Annotated in this window: 18 protein-coding genes, 1 tRNA gene and 2 pseudogenes; 12 read left to right on the top strand and 9 right to left on the bottom strand. The window is 38.1% G+C overall.

The window, feature by feature from the left end; genetic code table 11:
- Positions 1-54: 54 nt before the first annotated feature.
- On the bottom strand, positions 55-351 hold the full coding sequence (gene groES / locus ACFIJ8_RS04890) for a co-chaperone GroES (protein WP_005774667.1): 297 nt from the start codon (positions 349-351) through the stop codon (positions 55-57).
- 226 nt (positions 352-577) lie between these two features.
- On the opposite strand from groES, the gene fumC reads away from it, so the two are divergent.
- The 3 genes and pseudogenes from fumC to ACFIJ8_RS04875 all read left to right on the top strand — a co-directional run bounded on the left by fumC (position 578) and on the right by ACFIJ8_RS04875 (position 4,261).
- Positions 578-1,966, top strand: coding sequence for a class II fumarate hydratase (fumC, locus tag ACFIJ8_RS04885; RefSeq protein ID WP_375628785.1), 1,389 nt, complete (start codon positions 578-580; stop codon positions 1,964-1,966).
- Positions 1,967-2,574: 608 nt separating this feature from the next.
- A pseudogene (locus ACFIJ8_RS04880) lies at positions 2,575-2,778 on the top strand (lyase family protein); the annotation flags it as partial.
- Between the two features lie 592 nt (positions 2,779-3,370).
- Positions 3,371-4,261: an outer membrane protein gene (locus ACFIJ8_RS04875; RefSeq protein ID WP_273788654.1), complete on the top strand. Its 891-nt coding sequence runs from the start codon at positions 3,371-3,373 to the stop codon at positions 4,259-4,261.
- A 1,416-nt stretch (positions 4,262-5,677) separates the two neighbouring features.
- On the opposite strand, the gene ACFIJ8_RS04870 is transcribed toward ACFIJ8_RS04875, so the two are convergent.
- A tRNA-Leu gene (locus ACFIJ8_RS04870) sits at positions 5,678-5,762 on the bottom strand.
- 209 nt (positions 5,763-5,971) lie between these two features.
- On the opposite strand from ACFIJ8_RS04870, the gene ACFIJ8_RS04865 reads away from it, so the two are divergent.
- Together ACFIJ8_RS04865 and ACFIJ8_RS04860 are read left to right on the top strand one after the other, a co-directional pair.
- On the top strand, positions 5,972-6,577 hold the full coding sequence (locus ACFIJ8_RS04865; protein WP_015856907.1) for a YqaA family protein: 606 nt from the start codon (positions 5,972-5,974) through the stop codon (positions 6,575-6,577).
- 12 nt (positions 6,578-6,589) lie between these two features.
- Positions 6,590-7,162, top strand: a complete 573-nt coding sequence (locus ACFIJ8_RS04860) for a disulfide bond formation protein B (RefSeq protein ID WP_273788653.1) — start codon at positions 6,590-6,592, stop codon at positions 7,160-7,162.
- Here ACFIJ8_RS04860 and ACFIJ8_RS04855 read toward each other — a convergent pair.
- Positions 7,142-7,285, bottom strand: a complete 144-nt coding sequence (locus tag ACFIJ8_RS04855) for a hypothetical protein (protein ID WP_273788652.1) — start codon at positions 7,283-7,285, stop codon at positions 7,142-7,144. The genes ACFIJ8_RS04860 and ACFIJ8_RS04855 overlap by 21 nt on opposite strands.
- Before the next feature lie 172 nt (positions 7,286-7,457).
- On the opposite strand from ACFIJ8_RS04855, the gene ACFIJ8_RS04850 reads away from it, so the two are divergent.
- On the top strand, positions 7,458-7,982 hold the full coding sequence (locus ACFIJ8_RS04850) for a type II toxin-antitoxin system PemK/MazF family toxin (protein WP_273788651.1): 525 nt from the start codon (positions 7,458-7,460) through the stop codon (positions 7,980-7,982).
- Between the two features lie 1,409 nt (positions 7,983-9,391).
- On the opposite strand, the gene ACFIJ8_RS04845 is transcribed toward ACFIJ8_RS04850, so the two are convergent.
- Complete coding sequence (locus tag ACFIJ8_RS04845; protein WP_375639117.1) at positions 9,392-9,604, bottom strand: hypothetical protein; 213 nt, start codon at positions 9,602-9,604, stop codon at positions 9,392-9,394.
- A gap of 271 nt (positions 9,605-9,875) precedes the next feature.
- Positions 9,876-10,538: a hypothetical protein gene (locus tag ACFIJ8_RS04840; protein WP_375639116.1), complete on the bottom strand. Its 663-nt coding sequence runs from the start codon at positions 10,536-10,538 to the stop codon at positions 9,876-9,878.
- A gap of 1,064 nt (positions 10,539-11,602) precedes the next feature.
- Here ACFIJ8_RS04840 and ACFIJ8_RS04835 point away from each other — a divergent pair.
- From ACFIJ8_RS04835 to dut (ACFIJ8_RS04825), 3 genes and pseudogenes are all read left to right on the top strand, one after another.
- Positions 11,603-12,412, top strand: a complete 810-nt coding sequence (locus ACFIJ8_RS04835) for a VIT1/CCC1 transporter family protein (RefSeq protein ID WP_273788648.1) — start codon at positions 11,603-11,605, stop codon at positions 12,410-12,412.
- 245 nt (positions 12,413-12,657) lie between these two features.
- Positions 12,658-13,188 carry a dUTP diphosphatase gene (gene dut, locus ACFIJ8_RS04830; RefSeq protein WP_375639115.1) on the top strand — a complete coding sequence of 177 codons (531 nt, stop codon included), beginning with the start codon at positions 12,658-12,660 and terminating at the stop codon, positions 13,186-13,188.
- 181 nt (positions 13,189-13,369) lie between these two features.
- Positions 13,370-13,834, top strand: a pseudogene (gene dut / locus ACFIJ8_RS04825) (dUTP diphosphatase).
- An 836-nt stretch (positions 13,835-14,670) separates the two neighbouring features.
- Here dut (ACFIJ8_RS04825) and ACFIJ8_RS04820 read toward each other — a convergent pair.
- Positions 14,671-15,252, bottom strand: coding sequence for a biopolymer transporter ExbD (locus tag ACFIJ8_RS04820; protein WP_375628777.1), 582 nt, complete (start codon positions 15,250-15,252; stop codon positions 14,671-14,673).
- Positions 15,249-16,133, bottom strand: a complete 885-nt coding sequence (locus ACFIJ8_RS04815) for a MotA/TolQ/ExbB proton channel family protein (protein WP_375628775.1) — start codon at positions 16,131-16,133, stop codon at positions 15,249-15,251. The genes ACFIJ8_RS04820 and ACFIJ8_RS04815 overlap by 4 nt, the downstream gene beginning before the upstream one ends.
- A 1,007-nt stretch (positions 16,134-17,140) precedes the next feature.
- On the opposite strand from ACFIJ8_RS04815, the gene ACFIJ8_RS04810 reads away from it, so the two are divergent.
- Positions 17,141-17,470: a YqjD family protein gene (locus ACFIJ8_RS04810; RefSeq protein WP_273787730.1), complete on the top strand. Its 330-nt coding sequence runs from the start codon at positions 17,141-17,143 to the stop codon at positions 17,468-17,470.
- Between the two features lie 3 nt (positions 17,471-17,473).
- Positions 17,474-17,917 carry a hypothetical protein gene (locus tag ACFIJ8_RS04805; RefSeq protein ID WP_375639114.1) on the top strand — a complete coding sequence of 148 codons (444 nt, stop codon included), beginning with the start codon at positions 17,474-17,476 and terminating at the stop codon, positions 17,915-17,917.
- Positions 17,918-18,659: 742 nt separating this feature from the next.
- On the opposite strand, the gene ACFIJ8_RS04800 is transcribed toward ACFIJ8_RS04805, so the two are convergent.
- A complete protein-coding gene (locus ACFIJ8_RS04800) occupies positions 18,660-19,058 on the bottom strand; it encodes a helix-turn-helix domain-containing protein (RefSeq protein WP_375639113.1) in 399 nt (132 codons plus the stop codon).
- A gap of 786 nt (positions 19,059-19,844) precedes the next feature.
- Positions 19,845-20,588 (bottom strand): nuclease, encoded by a 744-nt coding sequence (locus ACFIJ8_RS04795; RefSeq protein ID WP_375639112.1) that lies wholly within the window; start codon positions 20,586-20,588, stop codon positions 19,845-19,847.
- A gap of 158 nt (positions 20,589-20,746) precedes the next feature.
- On the opposite strand from ACFIJ8_RS04795, the gene ACFIJ8_RS04790 reads away from it, so the two are divergent.
- Entirely contained in the window at positions 20,747-21,097 is a 351-nt protein-coding gene (locus tag ACFIJ8_RS04790) for a TrbC/VirB2 family protein (RefSeq protein WP_375639111.1), read from the top strand.
- The last annotated feature ends 11 nt before the right edge of the window (positions 21,098-21,108 follow it).

The raw sequence follows: 21,108 nt of genomic DNA, 5'->3' as shown, positions 1-21,108 counted from the left end.
TTTCTCCTTGGAGTTTTTTCAAAATAGTACACAATGAAAAATTAAGCGCTTTAATTAGCCCATAATTCCCATAATGTCAGATTCTTTCATGATGAGGAGGTCTTCCCCATTAATCTTGACTTCAGTTCCAGACCATTTTCCAAAGAGGATACGGTCTCCTGTCTTGACTTCTAAAGGCACACGCTTTCCGTTATCATCGAGAGCGCCATTACCAACAGCAATCACTTCGCCTTCTTGAGGTTTTTCTTTTGCTGTATCAGGGATGATAATCCCACCAGCCGTTTTATTTTCAGATTCAACCCGACGGACAACGACACGGTCGTGAAGTGGGCGGAATTGTATATTAGCCATGTTTTAAATCCTTAAAACTGAACATAATTGCATTAATCTTAAAAGTTCTTGCTAGCACTCATCGCTTGAGAGTGCTAGTATGTGTTAGATATAAAATCGGCATCTCTTAATGTCAAGAATAGCCATAAAATAATTTCTCTAAATGAAGCTTCAAAGTCTTGCCTCTTGTTGCACTTTCGCGTTATTTAGCTTTTTTAAGAACCCGTGAACAAAAAAGGATCTTATCATGGTTGAAACACGTCAGGAAACGGATAGCTTTGGAACGATTTCGGTACGTCAAGATCGTTATTGGGGCGCACAAACTGAACGTTCTCTGCATAATTTTAATATTGGTAGTGAAAAGCAGCCTCTTGCCATCATCTATGCCTTAGCCCTTATTAAAAAGGCTGCAGCTGTTGTAAATATGGACAAAGGAAAACTACCAGAAAATATTGGAAAAGCAATTATTGCAGCCGCCGATGAAGTGCTTGCCGGCGATTTTGATACGCATTTTCCACTCTCCGTCTGGCAAACAGGTTCTGGCACACAAAGCAATATGAATGTCAATGAAGTCATTGCTAATCGTGCCAGTAAGATTTTGGGAGGAAAACTTGGAAGCAAAAAACCAGTTCACCCCAATGACCATGTCAATATGAGTCAATCATCGAACGACTCCTTTCCCACAGCGCTTCACATTGCCACCACGTTGCAAACACGCCAACACTTACTGCCAATCCTTGAAGCTCTTATTGCTACATTAAAACAAAAAGAGCAAGAATTTGCAGACATCATTAAAATCGGCCGCACCCATACTCAAGATGCAACGCCTTTAACCTTAGGGCAAGAATTTTCAGGCTATCGTGCCGCATTAGAAGCCAATCTTCAGCGCATTGAAAATGCTCTAACCGATGTCCACATGCTTGCTCAAGGTGGCACAGCTGTTGGCACAGGACTAAATGCGCCAAAAGGTTTTGACATTGCTTTTGCGCAAACAGTGAGCGCTTTCACAGGAATAACATTTCAAACCGCCAGCAATAAATTTGAAGCACTCGCCCATCATGGAGCCCTTGCGCATTTCCACGGGAGCTTGAATGCTCTTGCTGCTGATCTGTTTAAAATTGCCAATGACATCCGGTTTTTAGGCTCAGGACCACGTTCCGGTTTAGGGGAACTCAGTCTTCCCGAAAATGAACCCGGATCTTCTATTATGCCTGGCAAAGTCAACCCCACGCAATGTGAAGCCTTAACCATGGTCGCATGCCAAGTTTTTGGTAATCACACCAGCGTAACCTTTGCCGCAAGCCAAGGACATTTTGAACTCAACGTTTATAAACCTGTTGTTGGCTATAACGTTTTACAATCCATTACCCTTCTTGGTGATTGCATGCGTTCTTTTGATATGCATTGCATTCAAGGATTACGGGCCAATCGCGTTCATATTCACTCGCTCATGGAGCGCTCACTCATGTTAGTCACAGCTCTTGCACCAGAAATTGGCTATGAAAAAGCTGCTGAAATTGCCAAAGCAGCGCATAAAAATGATACAACTTTGCGCGCAGAAGCATTAAAAGCTGGCGTTTCTGGAGCTGATTATGACCGGCTGGTTGATCCCAAAAAGATGATTGCTCCCCAATAAACAACCCACTAAAAAGATGCAAACATCTTAAAACAAATCTTTCTGTCAAAAAATCGGGGTGTAAGCACCCCGATGATGACCGATAACGATTCCCCACGGCGTTCATTTTAGGATCTGGTCCACATTTCTACTCTTGTCTCAATGAGATAATGTGTTTATTTATAATGATAATCTAGCATTATCCATATTGAATGAGAATCCTGAATACCGTAGAATTTTCCCATTTTAAATCTGTCCTATGTTGAATCAATCAAAATCACTCACTTGCACATCCCAAGTGAAGTGAAGGTGTGGCGATATGAATGTGTGGATAGAAATTGTATAAGATAAGAAAGGACTAAAAACGCCTCTAATGAACCGCCTCAAGTGCCAAGGGGCTGTCACAACACCCACGAGCTGGCAAATATAATGATCGTGCCGTCTTGCTTCTTTATAAAGCGTAAAGATAGAAGTACTCAATGGCTTTATCGTTATACCATTCACGAGCCACCGTCGTGAAATGGGTTTGGAAGCATTAAGAGATGTCTCCTTTATAAAGCGTAAAGATAGAAGTACTCAATAGAGGAACAGCTGTTGGAAAAAACTCAATGTACTGAAAGGTTTTGCTCTTTGCTGAAACAATCAGCTCTCTGACGGAAATATCCTTGACAACCCGCAAGAAATTTGAGGCATTCACCCCTCATGACGCTCTCACCCATTTCCACAAAAATCTGAGTGCACGCGCTAATCTCTTTAAAATTGCCAACGACTTTAAGTTTTTAGGCTCTCATCCACATTCCGGCTTAGGTAAACGAAAAGGATCATCTATCGTTTACATGGTGCATGAGAAACCTCATAAAACATTAAATTCTCGCACTTTGCTCCTTCTTATTTTTCGTATTCCATTCAATCAATCAAAACTATTCGCTTGGATTGTTATAAGAAAAAGTGGCATATAGATAAAAAAAGAAATAAAGTCGCTCATCCTCTCAAGTGCTCAAAAGGCTATCGCAATACAAAGCTACGCAATATCAGAAACGAGCAAAGAATATGATAGTGCCAATATGTATTTTTTTAATATCAATTGAATATTAAGCACAATGATATCAATCATTATAGACAATACATTTAACACTGAGCAACAAAAGGTGTTTTTAATATATATAAAATAGTTGTTCTTTAAACAAATCAAAAGCTTATTTATTATGCTATAATTTTTTATAAAACACAGAAAACACTGAAGAAATATATAAAAACCCTGAAAAACGCCGGATAATAGCACGAAAAAAGTTTTAAAAACGCTTTAATATGGTCAATTATAGATTTTATGCGTATTTTAGTTTTCATAATGATATTAACTATAGATTTTTTTAACCAATTTATATATAATACGATTTGTGTCTGAAATAAATTGGGGACGTTTTTATGAAAACAAAATATTTAATCGCACTATCTATTTTCACTTTTATTACCACTTCAACAGCGCAAGCAGCAGATACGGTAATCTTTGAGCAATCAAAACCGAAGGTTTCATTGCAAAATGATTCATCGTCACGTATCTCACCGGTTACTGTTTCTGCACCTTTTTCTTGGTCTGGTTTTTATGTTGGAGGACAAATTGGATATTTTTCCAGTAAAAATACTCTAGATTACGCACAAGAAGCCAGGGACGGAAAATGGGCTTGGGTTGATAGAAACTTATCACCGAAACCATCAGGATTGAGAGCAGGTTTGTATGCAGGTTCTAATATTGATCTGGGAGATAACCTTGTTTTCGGTTTTGATACGGACATAGTCTGGTCTGGGAGGAAAAGCACCCAAACAGACAATGGAAAGAAAATTCTAAATGAATTAGACTCTATTAACATTGCCTTTAAAGAAGCTGGGATTCCTATCATAAAACCTGCAGCTCAGGATGAAACAATCCCCAACTATGGTGACATTGTTGTCAGCAGTGTAACACTGAAAGAAAAATGGTCTGGTGCTGCGCGTGCGCGTATTGGTTTTGCTTCCCATCGCCTTATGCCTTATATTGCAGGGGGTGTAGCCTATACACAAATGCAATATATCATGTCACTTTTATCAAAATCGCAAGAAGATTCGACAGTTTTTGCTTCTGGCGATGTGTTAGATAAGACAGAAACAATGTTTGGTTACACTGTTGGTGGTGGTTTTGATCTTGCAATGACAGATAATATCATCATGCGTACAGAATATCGTTATTCAGATTTTTTGAAAAAGAAATTTGCAAACGATGACCTTAAAATCTCTTCTCAAACGCATGATTTTCGCTTTGGTATCGCTTATAAATTCTAAGTTCTATAAAAAAAATCGAACTCTTAAAAAACCCTGTTAAAAACGGGGTTTTTTTATGCCCCTTTCCCCCCTAAAAAGACGTAGATTCTAAAAGCTAGGACTAAACTGTAAATAAATAATCATGAAACAATAAAGCCTCTCCCTCTTTTAAAGCAAGCTCCTATCCTCTCTCCCCCTTTCATGTAATACATTTGGAATATAAAAGCTTTACCATCATACCACTGGGCGCCATCGTAAAATAAATGAGAGCAGTTATTAAGAGATATTTCTTTAAAATAACTATGTATATTGTACATCAATTGCAGTTTTATAGGATGATGTTGACTTGTCCTCCCCACTCTCACAGGATCAAGATTCTAAAAACCCATTTCTAAAATCATATCCGTTTGTAAGAACACAACGACTCTCGGGGACTCTTGGGGGCTCTTGGGGGCTCTTGGGGGCTCTTGGGGGCTCTTGGGGCGGGCTCCTCTTTGCGCCTCCCCATGAAATGCCCTTAAACCTAAAGCAAAACAAACACTCTTAAGAATATCCAACACACACTGAAAAAAATACTGTAACGTTTCAAAGAAGTTTAAAGACCCTATATGACCACACTTCAAATGACAGTGTTTACAGCTATTGTATACCAGAGTAGAGAGAAGATATTGCGGTTCTCTGTTTATGTAATTTCGGTAACGGGGAGACAGCTTCATTTGGGGAGCATATGAAATTGTCAAGGCAAAAACCAATTTCCAACCTTACTATTTCTTTTTACTTCGGTTTTACGACTTTCAAAGCCTCTAAAGCTCTATCTTTTAAAGAAAGGAGATTACGCATTACCTCATGCTGGTGTTTCTCACGGATCTTTTTGGGATCACGGCCCTCATGTCATACGACAACGCTCCAAACAAAACACTCTCAAGTCCCAGACACTCTCAAGTCCCAAACACACTCAAATCCCAGACACTCTCAAGTCCAAGACACTTGGGTTGCTAATTCACATGCGTGTTTTAAAGAAACATCTCTCAAAACTCTCAAGCCCATTTCGCAACAACGCCCACAAGCATATAAAATCTATAGAGCACCATCTTTACACTTCATAAAAGTGCAAGATAAAAGTACAAGCTGGCACCATCCATCATACACTCCTACCCCCAATGATGCCCTTGAAACGGTTTATTAAGAGGCATTTTTATTCATTTTTTGTAAAATTTCATGCCACAATAGCCCATCCAGCTTGCAATGTACAAGAGACATGATTTTGGTCAATTTACTATAAACAGACTTAAAATGAGAGAATCTTACGGTATTCGAGGTTTTTCATTCAACATGCAAAACATTGAACACTGTTTATCAATTTCATGTTTTACCAATCCCACATGTTTTATAAATCAACATGATGCGCCATAACAGGATAAAGGAAAATATTAGAAATGGTGCGGGTGGTCGGACTCGAACCGACACTCCTCTCGGAACCAGATTTTGAGTCTGGCGCGTCTACCAGTTCCACCACACCCGCACATTGCTACAAAAGACAGGACTTAAAATACAGACTTGTCGATTATTCCTTTGCACTATATGAAGAAGCACAGATTCGTCAACAGCAGACTTCTCATTTTTTAAGAATTCATATCATTTTCTTATCTGTTTTATGAAATATTTTCTTTGTTGGATTTCTCTACCGGATTTATAGTAAAGTCTTTACCTCTTAAATTTATAGAAAGCCTCATGATATTAAACAAATTAAAGCTTTGGACGATTTCTTTAGCAAATCGGCGTACAGCACCACACTGGCTTGGTTTCATTGCCTTTATTGAAAGTTCTGTTTTTCCAATTCCCATAGATGTTTTATATATTCCGATGCTGCTTATCCATCAAAAGCGGGTTTATCGCTATGCTTTAATTGCGACTATCTGTTCTGTATTAGGAGGCATTGCCGGTTGGTTTATCGGACATTTTGCCTATGATACTCTTGCCAAACCCATTTTAGAAATTTACGGTAAGGTTGAAAGTTTTGAATCTCTGAAAAATAGTGCAACCCTGCAATTTCTAGTCATTTTACTGATAACATCAGGTTTTTTTCATCTTCCCCCCATCAAAATTGTCACAATTTTGGCCGGTGTAATGAGTGTACGTCTTGAACTTTTCATTCTTATTTGTATTTTTTCTAGAGGTGCTCGTTTTTATCTTCTCGCGTGGCTGATTAAACATTTTGGGCAAAAAGCAATGAATTTTCTAGTACAGAATTTCAAATGGATTATTCTCATTGGTTGTGTTAGTCTCGTTTTAATTTATGGGATTTTCATAGCTTTTTTAAACAAAAAGCTTTTATAAGGAACAGACTTAATGGCGTGCGTTTTGTCTTCTCACCCACTTTTATACAAGCACTTTCATCTTGAACCCAGCAGAAAAGAACAAAGTTTATGGGCTTTTTTTCTCGCTTTTTGCTTGTCCGCTACCATAGGTCTTGCCCTTGGTTTTGAATATTTTGGGGGATACCTTCCTTGCGATTTATGCCTCATAGAGCGTTTTCCCTATTATGGTGCCATACCCTTTTTGCTCTTAGCAGGTTTTGGGGCATGGTTTTTTCGCATGTCTGTTTGGATACAACTTTTATTTTTATGTGTTTTTGTCTTAATGTGTATAAGCCTTGTTTTAGCCATTTATCATGCAGGTGTTGAATATGGCTTTTGGGCAGCTCCCCTCAGTTGTGGTTTAAGCGCAGTGAGAAAAACCTCAGACATTAACCAGCTACTTAACCAATTAAACAACATTCATCCCCCTTCTTGTTCCGAAGCATCCGCACGCTTTCTTTTTCTTTCATTTGCCGGTTGGAATGTCGTCTCAAGCCTATTTTACATGCTTATCAGTTTTTATGTTGCCTCAAAAGGGCTCCTTTCAAGCAATAAAAAACTCTAACCATAAAATAGAAACGAGACCGCGTGCACTCGTTCTCTCCAATCGCTTCCCCCTAACCAACACCCTCCAGTTACCAATCATCCCCCAAAACCACCCACCGCCAAACCAACCCACCAACACCAACTAGTCACCAACATCCCTCCTCTAGCGTTGTACGCAAAAGACAAAAATAAGCAGATATATCCATTTTATGGTTTCACCTCTCTGTACTTATGAGAAACATTTTGATAAAAACCCATGATAGAAAAGCCGTAAAATAATAAGTGAGGGGACCGATAAATATAAATGGTCTGCTATGGCTGAAGATAAGAACACAGCACCTTCTACCCTATCACCTATTTCCTTAGATATAACCAAACTTGAAGAACCATGTGTTATGATGGAACATGATCATAATGCATGGCGCGAGCATATAAGAGAAACGGATTTAAATGCTCCTTACAAAAAACCACCTCACATAAAACCACGAATCAAATCGGCACCACGCATCAGACAAGTTTTTTGGTGCGATTTTCCTCATGATTCGATACTCCCTGAATTTTGGAAAAAGCGGCCTGTTTTAGTGCTTTCTAAGAATGCAAAATTATATGGAAATGTGACAGTTTTACCTTTTTCAACGAAATCACAACCCAATAATCCCGCCGCGTATCCAATACAATCTCCCATAGAGAATAAAAAAGCATGGATTATCTGCAATTATGTCACAACAGTTTCTGTAAGTCGTTTAAGTTGCTCACGTACCGTTCCAAGATTATCCTGCGAAGATTTTCATAAAGTTGTAGCTCTGATGCTCAAATATTTACCGCATTTACAGTGTTGACTTTTGAGAAAAATAAGTGTATCTATATCAGCATACACGGCATCAGTAATGGTGACCGCTTCCCCGAAAGGGGAGATAGGAACGAAGGAGTGGGAAACCGCTCCTTTCGTCATTTTTGGTGTTTTTTTTGAGAACTTTTTAGCCATTTTTTGCAACCTTCCCTAGAACATATCCAACATTCATTCTCCACCGTTGTTGTTTTGAAATATCTGCGATTTGGGGTAAGCAGAAGACACTATCCGTACTATTGATCTGGTAAAGTTTCCCACGGAGATTACCGAGATGTTGTACATATTTATCATTTCATTGCACAAAAAACCGTGCTGCCGTTGCTTAAACTTTATATGATTTGCCGCAATGGGAATATCTTTCCAAGATTGAAAAAAATTTTTCATAATTTGGCATAACAAATAATCCCTTGTTCTTCGCGCTCTTGAAGTGTTCAATCGCTCAATTTACCAAAAGATATTCGACCTCACAACTTGTTTATTTACGTCCCTCAATACGGATGAAGCGGATGAAAAAGCCAGCATTTTTGAAAAGAAAAAAATAGTAAAGAGCATTTAATGATTCAAACGCTTTAAGACTACACAGAATACTCCATTCATCTTTGAACGCATCTGTTTCTGTAAAGAGAGCTAATAATGCTTATATAATCTGAATAATATTAGTTTACTTACCATATGATAACCGATTGATAACGATAACGCTAAACACAGAGCTTACATCACCATACCGCAAAATAGTGTTTTTACGAAATAACAAAGAAAATTCTGTAGTAAAACAGAAATCAACACCCAACCGATTTCTATCTCTTCACCAATAACAATTGTTTATTGCCCTAACCACATTATTTCACCGGTCACACGACCTAACATAGCTTTTGCAGATAGACTTTTCTTCCTCTTCTCCGAAAAACGATATATGTTAAGCTATTTGGGGATTTACTGCTAAATTGCTAATGCTTGCGCTTTGAATGCCTTTTTTCTCGCCGTATAAAAGGTAGATAAAAAAATAATTTCGTTTATCAGCTTTATTTTAAAGACACACCTATTTTTTACAGGATGCGTTCTCCTTTCTATCAGCCCTATCGCATTTAATACACTTGTCGTTTCTAAACATGAACAACCAAGCATCAGAGTGGAGCAATAGACATCCATCACTTTCATGGGCACTTGCATTGACAAGAGATAAACAAGAGTATTGATCATCACACGGAGCAAAAATCTATAGCGACTACGCCATAGACTTTCGCCACGCACGGGTTATTCTTAGAGCATATTTATGATGAGATAATCATTTATGACATCCTTTTTGTTGCACCACAGAACAGGTTTTGGTAAGCAGTTTTACTATTGTGCAAATTTTTCAAGAGAAATCCTCACTCGCTCATAGATGACAAGATTTCTTTATGGAGAGCGCACATGGCGCTCAGTTTTGACCTTTTCCATAACAACGATAAGTTCAAACTTTAACCAACACGATAATAGACCTACTCTAAACGATCTACGCACCACCTCATCCGCAACAGGCTGCTCCAATATCGGTGTATTTATCGGTGCACTTACTTGAGGATTTTTTGCACTTCCACGCACCGTAAAAAAAGAAAATATTTTTCTCATGTTGCATTCTCATTTCAATTTATAATGGATTGCAAAATGACCAAAAAAATCAAACAAAAATAGAGAGGTAAATTACGAAAACTACAGGGTAAATTTTACTGCCCCAAAATGTCTATTTTCCCCCGCCTGAACAGTCAGAGGAACACTATAAAAATTATTTTTATTGAAAAACAATTACTTATAATCTAGGGAAGAAAAGTAAAAATCTCCCCCAGAAAAAGAGATTACCTTCAAAATTATCAAAAAAAGCAGCACAATTTTAGTGATCTTTTTATTTTTTTTCTTTTGATAAAAGAGAGCTGGCAGGTGTCTTAGGAGCCCCTCCGGTAGGTTCCCAATTCGCAACAGCCGCTAATTCCTCAATGAGCTTCTCTCTTGGTAAATTATTATCATCCACCAACTTGTACTGAATGGCATTGTCACTAAGCCACTTTATAAGCGTTCTTTTAACAGTTTTACCGCCCTCAGCCTCACTCACCGCTTCCCAAGCAGCAACAACCGCTGCAAGCTTTGGAGCATAACGTGGATGCGTTGGATCTTGAAACGCATATTTTTGGTCCTTAACGTCACGAGAATCATCCTCAGGGAAAAAAAATGGAGGGTACAGACCACGCGATGAAAGCCATTCTTTTAAATCTTCAACGAGAACATATGAGGAATCTGCATCTATATAACCAAAAGGATCATACGACAATTTCATCTTTAATTGCCCTTCTTTTCCCGCTTGAACGATGGCATTATAAGCTCCTCGGAAATGAGCAGTTTTATCAAACGGTATTTGCCGCCCTCCTTCGTAAATACGACTTTTTTCTGGTTTTATTTCACTGTCAAACAGACATTTTCCTGGATTTAAATCAACTACTAAAAGCGCTGCCTGCAGTATTGTTAGTTTTTCAGAAAGCCGCCAAAATTTCAAACTTTCATCAATTTCCATATATTCCCCGCTTTTTCTACGAAACTTAACATATTTTCAAAATGCTAAGAGCAATCTCCTTCACTGACACAGAGATTATACTCCCCTCACATTGCAACTTATCACACTTTTTAACAATCCCACAACCACACCCCTCCTTGTGATACACAAGAAAATGATTTGAATTGCTTCAATATAAGAACTTTTGAAGTGAGAGAATCCTTCTGAATTTTGGGCTTTCATGCAAGATATCAGGCAAGTTACAAGGCGATAAATGCCCCTTCATAAAGCATAAATTTTTATGTGTGATCAAACAATTTAATATGATAATATCTCTCTCATTTATGCACTCCCACCTTTATCTGTCCCTGCAATTACAGCACAAAAGATAATTCGTTACACGCTAACAAATCTACCTAAATGCAAAAGCTGTAACAACGCTAAAATGCGCGTAAATATCATAAGAATACCGGCTTACATCTCTACAAGTGGGATCGAGTAGCGTAAAACTGTACAATAAAATGCCATACCCATAATGAACCTTGCTAAAGACTGTCGCAACACTGGGAGCTAAGGTGTATGATGATGCCGACTTGCTCTTTTATGAAGCGTAAAGATTAAGAAGACTCAATAGAGTTTATATTATTTCATGGAAATTTTGTCGCTCTACCCTTCTATACTCTTCACAGGGTCCCTTCGCGAAATGGGCTTTTGTCCCTTGAAAAAGGTCTCTTTTAAAGAAACATCTCAAATTCCAAGAGCTGTTACAGTCTTTTGAACGCATAAAATGAATGATGACGCCAAGCCTATTTCTTTCCCTACATTCTCGAGCATCAATACATTGAAACACTTCTTTGGAACGCCCCTTTAGCAAAATAAAGCACATTGTCTCTTAATTTTTTCACGCAATCATTTCTTTCATGTGACCATTATTCTTGATAAATCTCCTTTGCTTTCTTGACTTCCCAGCACTCTTTTTTCTCAGTGCAACCTTTTTGCAATTTTTCAGTTTTTAACTTTTAGATTGACTTTCGGTTTATTTTTCTTATGTTTTAGAATTATTCTAAAGTGCAGAGGAACAGAAAATGTTGAGATCGTTTTTTTCATTTGTACAACGTAAAGCTCTGTTCTTTCGTTCAGCACAAAAAATGATGCTTCAAGCGCTCAAAGTAAAAGAGCAGCATGCAGCGCTCTATTTAAAATATGCAAAAGCTCTAGAACCTTATTCCTCTAAGGAAGCGGCGGTTTTTACCGCCATGGGGCTTCAAGAGCTTGAAAATTATAAGGAACTTTTGTGCCTTACTTGCCATAATCGTGCAAACACTATCGGTTCATTATGTGACCGAACTTCTCTTGTAAAAAGCAAGAGTAGCCATCCCTCTAAAAAAACAACAGTGGCCAATAACACCGTAAAAAAACCTTCGAAAACGCAAAGACAAACACTTTTGACTTGGATTCAACCAGGTCTTGCAGGATTAATGGATGGCTCTGTCTCTACCCTTGCCCCCATTTTTGCAGCAGCTTTTGCCACAGGAGACACGCATCAAACTTTTTTGATAGGGCTTTCAGCTTCTATTGGTGCAGGACTTTCGATGGGTTTCACAGAAGCAGCCCACGATGACGGTAAATTATCAGGGCGTGGTTCGCCATTAAAAAGAGGTCTTGCCAGCGGCATTATGACAACATTAGGGGGGTTAGGCCATACTCTTCCCTATTTGATCAACTCTTTTTATGTAGCGACAGTTATTGCATTTATCATTGTTTTTTTCGAACTAGGCGCAATCGTCTGGATCCAAAACAAATTCATGTCAACTCCCTTTTGGCGCGCCTCTTTACAGGTCATCATTGGTGGTGCTCTGGTTTTTGCCACGGGTATTCTTATTGGTAGTATCTAAAAAATCTTATCTGTAAACATAACTTAGATCTCAAATAAGCGCATGTCCCTAGGTATAAGCCATCATTGATGATGTCATTATTGAAAAATACTATTAATGGTGTCAGATGGCGTTTTGGAATATTCTAGATCAGCAAGCTCTGGGGACAACCTAGATCAACAAACCTTTATCGACTTGGTTTTATGGATATCTTTTGTTAAAGTACCATTTCTTTCTAGACCTCATATTTTGGAAATACCTTGATCATGTCGCACACTGAAACCAACGCCCCTCTAAACAATCACCTTGTCTCTTCTCAATCTTCACATGCCCTGACTTTATCCGTTCAGCGTCTTGCACACGGACAAGGTTTAGAACTTCCTCACTACGCAACGGCTGGTTCTGCGGGTCTTGATCTACGTGCAGCAATTGGAGAAGAAGAAACGCTTGTTCTTGCCCCTGGGCAGCGGGCACTTATTCCAACAGGTCTCATTTTTCATTTATCACGTGGGCTTGAAGCACAAATACGTCCACGCTCTGGCTTAGCCTTAAAACACGGCATCACATGCCTCAACACTCCAGGAACAATTGATAGTGATTACCGTGGTGAAGTCAAAGTCCTTCTTATCAATTTAGGACAAGAAAACTTTTCTATCCAACGGGGAATGCGCATTGCCCAAACAGTCATCGCTCCCGTATCCCAAGTCAATGTTTGCGCCATTGAACCAGAGCAAAATACCCAAAGCCATAACGAGAGCCGTGGAACAGGAGGTTTTGGTTCAACGGGGCATACTTAAGAAGCTCTGAAAAAATCGCTACTCTCAAAATATAACACTCGCAACCACTCTTTCACTGGAAGTCCTTTGGGCTTTTAAAGTGTAGAAGGAGTGCGCATATGCTCTCAAAGTTTTTTACTAAACGGAACCTCTAAACAATCATCCTTACTCTTCCTCTGTCTCTTCTCAATCTTCACATGCCCTGACTTTATCCCTTCAGCGTCTTGCGCTTGGGACAAGGAAACTTCTTCACTACGCAACGGCTGGTTCTGCGGGTCTTGGATTTACAAGCAGCAATTGGTAAAGAAGAAACGCTTGTTCTTGCCCTTGGGCAGCGGGCACTTATTCCAACAGATCTCATTTTTCATTTATCACGTGGGGCTTGAAGCACGCATCCATCCACACTCTGACTTAGCCTTAAAACACCATCACATGCCTCAACACTCCAGGAACAATTGAGTGTGATTATCCGGAAGTGAAGTCAAAGTCCTTCTTATCAATTTAGGACAAGAAGACTTTTCTATTTAAACGGGGAATGCGCATTGCCTAAACAGTCATCGCTCCCGTATCCCAAGTCAATGTTTGCGCCATTGAACCAGAGCAAAATACCCAAAGCCATAACGGGAGCCGTGGAACAGGAGGTTTTGGTTCAACGGGGCATACTTAAGAAGCTCTGAAAAAATCGCTACTCTCAAAATATAACACTCGCAACCACTCTTTCACTGGAAGTCCTTTGGGCTTTTAAAGTGTAGAAGGAGTGTGCATGTGCTCTCAAAGTTTTTTACTAAACGAAACCTCTAAACAATCATCTCTCAATTACGTTTCTTGCGCTATACAAAACTTCGTTATCACCAGACACCCCTCCCCCATAACAAAAACATTGGCATTAACCATTGAGAGCCCACATACCGTTTGTAATGTCTACAATCTATACATCATATTGATTTATAATAATTAATTATCTTATAACTTAAATAAGAAATCCCAATACTGTAAGATTCTGTCATTGCAAATCTATTTATATTACATCAATAAAAAATATATCTCTCACATTCCAAACGTAGCTAGAATGTAGATAAAAAATGGAAAAATACCTATAATGAATACTTGTACTCAGCACTGTCACAACATTGGGAGAAAATATAAATACTATAATGGTGCTCACTTGCTCTTTTGTTAAGCATAAAGATAGTGAGGTTCAATAGATTTTTTATTATTTTACGGGGGGCTTTACCGTCATACCATTTATAAACACCGTCGCAAAAAGGGCTTTAAGATGTATTAAGACACACAACAACCACCCCAGCTGTTTTTCTCGATCACACCTCTTGAGGCAAGATTAGTAGAGCTTAATCTTAAAAAACCGATTCAATATATGAACCCCCTGCGTAATATCAAACCCATGCGTATTTGGTTTAATAAATCCACGACAAAACCCTCATCAATTTCACTCTACGACTTTGAGTAATATGCTTTGCTTCCTGCAACAAAGGCTGTTTTTTATCACTGGTCAGAGGCAGCTTCTGAAATATTAGCATTTACCGCAGTGCCCGTTGTTACGGCATCCACATGCCCCACAACGTTACCACCCGCTCCATCGACAGTAGCGTCCGCTACCCCTGTGGTTTTATTATTGATCACACCTCTTGAGGTAAGACTGGTAGAGTTTTGCAATCCTACAAGACCGATTTTATTATATCCAGCCATGCGTATTTGATTTAATAAATCGATGACAGCACCATAATCAATTTCGCTATCGGCTTTGATTAAAATTTTTGTCTCTAAATTTTGCGTAGTTTCCCTCAACAAAGCTTCTCTTAAAGCTGCCTGTTCTACAAGATGATCACCAATGTAAAGAGAACGATCTTTTTGCAAAGTAACATAAAGAGGTTCATCAGACTGAACCACTGAAGGTGTTTGAGTTATAGAAGGAAGCTGAACAGGAATGACAGATGTTGCCAAAGGTGCAGCAACCATAAAAACAATAAGCAACACCAACATAACATCAATAAAAGGGGTCACATTGATTTCGCTTTGCAACCCACTTTCGTCTGTATCCCAATCATTATTCAGGCTTGCTTTCATTTTTTATGACTTTTCTGTTGTCTTTGTTTATCGAGTTCACGGCTCAAGAGCCTTTCAAGAGCCGCAGCGATATCGCCTAAATCATTGCGATAACCATTCAAAGCACGCATAAGGCTATTATACATAACAACGGCGGGAATAGCTACAAAAAGCCCAATAGCCGTTGCGAATAAGGCTTCAGCAATTCCTGGCGCCACCACATCAAGTCGCGTTGTTTGAGACTGAGCAATCCCAATAAAAGAATTCATAATTCCCCAAACAGTCGCAAAAAGACCAACAAAGGGAGCAATTGCGCCAATGGTTGCAAGAACAGCGCTTCCACATGCAACACGGCGTGTAGCAGCCAACAAGCAGCGTGACAAAAGCGAATGAACCCTTTCTTTTAAACCTTCATGAACATCGCGAGCCTTAACATCGCGAACATCGCGGGAAACATCTTCATATTGATTGCTCTCCTCATAAAAGAGAATGTCTTCAAGCGTTTGTGCACTTTCCCTTTCACTGGTTCTTTCCTCAGAGCTTTTATTTATCCCTTCAGGAGCAGAAAAATGAACCTGTTGTGTAGAAAGATACACCTCTTTAAGGACTTCTTTGAGAAAAAACACACCAGCCCCTTTGCTTTCTTTCAAGCCAGCTGCCAAACGTGTAAGAGTCTGAGCATTAAGAACCAATTGAAGTTCATGACGTACTCTTCGTTTTGCCAAAGTGATCTCAATAATTTTCACAAAAGCAATTGTCCAAGATATAAGAGAAGCAAGTAACAAAATAATGATAACGGCTTTCACCACCCAATCAGCAGCCATAAACATAGAAAAAGGAGAAAAATCATGCGCTGTCAATACAGCAGACATATTATCTAAAGGTACTGTTTCAGATTCCATTTCTATCTCACATTCTTATGGTCTTATCTTTTTTATGAGCTGAATCGTCACCCCACATAGCATCACTGTTCCACAATGCCACTACCCTTTTAACGTCATTTTCGCATTCCTCTTAAGAAAGAAAACTTGATAAATCAAGTATAGTTTTATTCCACAAGCTCTCTCTTATTCTAAAGAAATCACTCAAGAAATTTTTCTCTAACAATTCAACAAGTTGATCTTAGCCAATCAATTTATTACATAAATTTGGCAAAATGATAGACTCGCAAGAAGTATTGCATATAATATTTTAATTTATAAGAATAATTTATCATCGTTTCTGTTGAATGAATCCCTTATATCGCAAAGCTTCTCTCATTTCAGCGGCTCTTTTAAACCCAACAAAATATTTACTTGCAGAGAATAAGCAGCAAAAATATCATAAAACTCTTGAAGAAAAGGATATGCACATCTCTAACAACCAGTGCACTGAAGTACCACCTATCCCAAAATAAAAATATACCTTATATTAAAAAAAAGAGCTATCGCAATATCTTACACTTACCAAAAATATAAAGTATAATGGGAGAGCTCGTTTAGCCCCCAAATACATAGAGAGTAAAGAACAGCAATATTATTTTCTTGTTCTTCTGCAAAAGCATAAAAATGACATTACTTCTGCCGCAAAAGCGCAACAACCGTGTTTTTATCTGTCACAAACCTAAAAAATAAGCCTCAACACGCTTTTAAAAAACTATTATAAAAACTGCGCCACAAGAAACTGAAGAATGGTGCTAAATTCCTGCAAAAGCATAAGACAATTTTCAACGGATGCGATCCTTTACGGGTATTGCCTATCATATAGGAAAGATTCATTTTATCAAAAACAGTCTTAAATTCGACAAAATAAAAGGAACCAAAAAAAACTTTTGGCGTTACTCAACCAGTGAAAATTTTCACTCCAATGCAAATGATCACTATGAACACACCAATACGAATATAATGAATCAAGAGAGGGAAAGAATATCATGGCTCAGAACAAAACAACACAGCATAATAAAACAGCCGTAGAAGAAAAAGACCTACAAGGACAATTAGAAAAGTTACGCACTGAAATTTCAGGGATTACCTCAACCCTGACAGATCTTGGTGCAAACAAATTTAACGCCGCCAAAGACAAAGCGGAAAAACTATATCATTCAGCGAAAGAAAGTGGTGAAGACATGATGTCTCAAGCAAAAGACAAAATCAGTGATCTTGAACAAACCATGAATCAATGCGTTCGCAAAAATCCTGGCAAAAGCGTTTTGTTTGCCGCAGGGGTTGGTTTTATTCTTTCTCAATTACTGCGTCGTTAAGCAATGCATAAGTTTATCACTCCTCTTTTAAACCATCTTGTCGGCGGAGGGCTTAAAAGCACTGTCAAGAAAGTACGCCTTCAAGCAATTTGCTATGGGTTTATTGGCATTTCATTCTTCATGTCTTTGCTTTTTTTATGTATCATCGTTTTTATTGCGTTATGTTCTGTTATGAAGCCTCTTGCCGCTGCTAGTATCATGTTTTTAATTTGTCTTTCTCTTGCAGGAGTAGGTCTTATTATCAGTCGTATTCTCAAGGCTTATCAACGCTATGACCAACAAAAAAAGACAGAAGAACAACGCCAAAAACTAATGACAGATGCGACCGTTTCCAGCCTTGCAGCTCTCAGTCAACATTTCCCTTTTGCCAAATTGAGAGTTCCCATTCTCGGAATTGTAACTTATTTTCTGTGGAAAAAAGGTAAAAAAGACCGCTTTTCAAAGTAAAATATGTAAAACTGTCACTCTAATCCCCCCAATGTGCTTTCTTTTACTATAAAAGAAAGCACATCTTTTCTCATAGTCTCTTTAGCTTCTTCAAGTGCCTAAAAAGAAGTCCCTTTCATTTTCGCTAAAAATTCCATGGATCCGAGTAAATCTCTTTCAGATTGCAATCCATGTTTCATGAACATAGCAACATGAGGCAATGCTTCAATTAGAAGTCCTAGTTTAATTGGAAGCAATGTAGTGTTTTTTGAAGGTCTGGATAGTTCGTTTCTGCCTTTCTCTATTTTTTCATAAGCCTTTTTTTCATGACCAAAGGTCATGTTAGCATTTTGAGTGTGTTCAGAGTGATCTGAACACTCGTCTTTGTTACAATTACAATCATAGTTAGAGGTTGTATATTCTATGTGTATTTCGTCAGCGAAATGCCTGTATTTTGTTTTTGATGTTTTTTACCAAAAAAAAACGTTGTAAAATCCACTCCAAAAGACCTATTGCTTTGTGCAATTTTTCTACCAAAGCTTTAGCTCGTCGCCCAATAATATGAATGATTTTTTGCATTCTAGAAAAAAACAATGATGTAAACGGTATAGATTCAATTGCTGCGTAAGAAGCTTTAATTTGTCGCACCAAGCCTTGAAAACAATGCAAAGCATCCTTTTGTTTGTTCTGAGACTCTAGGACTTCGTCAACTTTTTTGTTAAGTTCATGGTATCGAGCAACAAGAATACGTAAATCAATCCTATTAAAACCCGCAAACTGTTATAATTCCATGACTACGGCTTCGCACTGAATAGCGTTTAAATTTACCAGAATCCCGCATGACAACAAGACCACAATCATAAAGACGTGAAAGCAATCGACTAACACGTTCTTCACCCCGTTTAATTTCAAACGCCAGTCGTTTATTACTTTTAAAAACGATAGGAACTCCACCTTTTTCAAATGAAGATGTCGAAGCTGTATTCAATAAAGCCAAGGGAACTTTACCTTCTGTCTCTCGTATAAAACCAGCTCTCTCTAATTTTCTAGCCAATCCAATCAATTGACCACGACTTACAGAACCAATCTCAGCAGTTTCTGCTAATTTTCTAAATTCTATATGATGTGCATTTATCTTTCTTCCAGATATTTTGTTAACCATAATTATTTTAACCTCATAACAGAGGCAAAAAAAATGTTAAAAACACCCTCATTCTACAAAATTTCTTTTGTAGAATGCATCACGATAAATTAATTCAGGAACTACTGTAGAATTTAATTCGCCGTATAGGTAGTACGGACATTTTAGAAACCCTTCTGTTGACGCCGTTGGGTTTTTATTTTTTTGCCATTATATTTCCCTCTATTTGAAACGACTGATAGCTTAAAAAAAAGCATGTCAAGGTCAAAGCGATGCAAAAATATTCAACACGATAAAACAAGGGTTTGCAATCTTCTTTCTAGTTTTTTCGATTAACACCTATGATACCTATAAAGTGCTATTTATTCCCCCTATAAGTTTTCTCTTTAATCATGATTTCAAAGCTGCATGAGAAGGACAAGACAAGCCTTTTGGCTATTGATCAAGGGCACATGCGCCTCATGGTGTGCTTTTACAGAGTTCCCTTGCCTCTCCCCCCAAAGGCTTTTAGCCTTCTCATTTAAACGCAGATCTGATGTCATGATTGGGGTGCGATTATTAAGAGTTTGAGAGGCAGAAAGCCTTTCATTTAAAAAGCAAAACGAAATGACGTATAGCCGAGGAAACGCGCTCCTACATAGCGCTGTAGTAAGCAACCTATATGCATACGCGAGCTTTAAACACAACAATTTTTACTGAGGAGAGTTGTCCACCAAGGACTGTGTGGACTATGATTAACTTTTTTCTGATAAAGTTCGTAGTGGAATATTGCCTTGATTTTTAAATAGCGCTTGAAAAGACGCTTTATCAATAATGGTCAATGGGATTATAGCTCCCATGATCTCTTCGCCAATCTTCTGGTTGTTGAAATTTGCTCGACCATAAGCCATTTTGTGCTTTTTGAGCAGCAGATTGTAGAGTTTTATAGTCTTCTGGAGATGGAAAATTATGCTGATCTTTTGTTAGCACCATCAACCCTTCTGCAAGCCCCAAACGTGCCAGATCAACTCCGTCAACAAAACATTGTGCATAATGAACCTGTTGAATGACACGTGCTTGCCGACAAGTAACATTTTTATCGATTGTTTTTGAGACAAGCCAAGCAGTAACAAAAGCACCACATGGCCACTTAACTCCGTTGCGTGAGGCAAATTGCCTCATTTCACAGCTTTCCACACCATATAAGCGGATATCACGGATAATCTTTTTTCTCCATCCATCATCCACAAGCGTAATCATTTTAAAGGTCACACCACTTGTAACCTGTATAGCACCTGAATAAACCGGCACATTTTCTTCATAAAATTGTGATGACAATGGTTCTGGATGCAATGCCACATTTTGTTGGTTTTCATCTTGTTGGTTTGCATAATCTATCAATTGTGACTTCGGCTTTTGAACAAGGTTTTCTATTGTCTTTTCTGGTACTTTAAAAAAAGAATATTGCATAAGTTTTTCAGTATGTTGACTGAAATAAAAGCCTCCCAAAATAATAATATAAATTAAGACAATATATTTAGGCGCTGCTCTAAGATATTTTAAAATTATCATTTTGAATATTACTATATTTTTTGTTCATTAACTAAGAAAATATTAAATATTGTTAATTTATCGATAGAAAAATTTATTTTTTTCATTTATATGATTCCTGATTAATATTTTGAATATTAATTTTATGATCAACTTAAACATAAAGCGGGGGAATTTTCATGAAAAACATGAATAATTCGTTCATTAATGAACATACCTTACAAAAAACTACTCTATCCAACACACAAAAGAAATGGTTAACAGCAGCATTGATGCTGTTTATTGCCTTCATCGCACTGAGTGAACCAGCATTTGCTGATGGCGGCTTCGGAAAAATTGAAACTGCTCTTGATAAAATAATTGAAGCTTTAACAGGAAAAATTGCAACATCAATTGCAACCATTGCGGTTGCTGGTATTGGGCTTGCATGGATTGCTGGTTATGTTGAAATGCGTAAAGCTTTTTTTGTTTGTGTTGGCATCGGCATTGTTATGGGTGCAACGCAAATCGTATCAATGTTTTCCCATTAAACTTTGTCTTT

The organism is Bartonella sp. MF74HXZ (assembly GCF_042194445.1).
Lineage (GTDB): Bacteria > Pseudomonadota > Alphaproteobacteria > Rhizobiales > Rhizobiaceae > Bartonella > Bartonella grahamii.
This window is presented reverse-complemented; position numbering and strand designations above follow the sequence as displayed.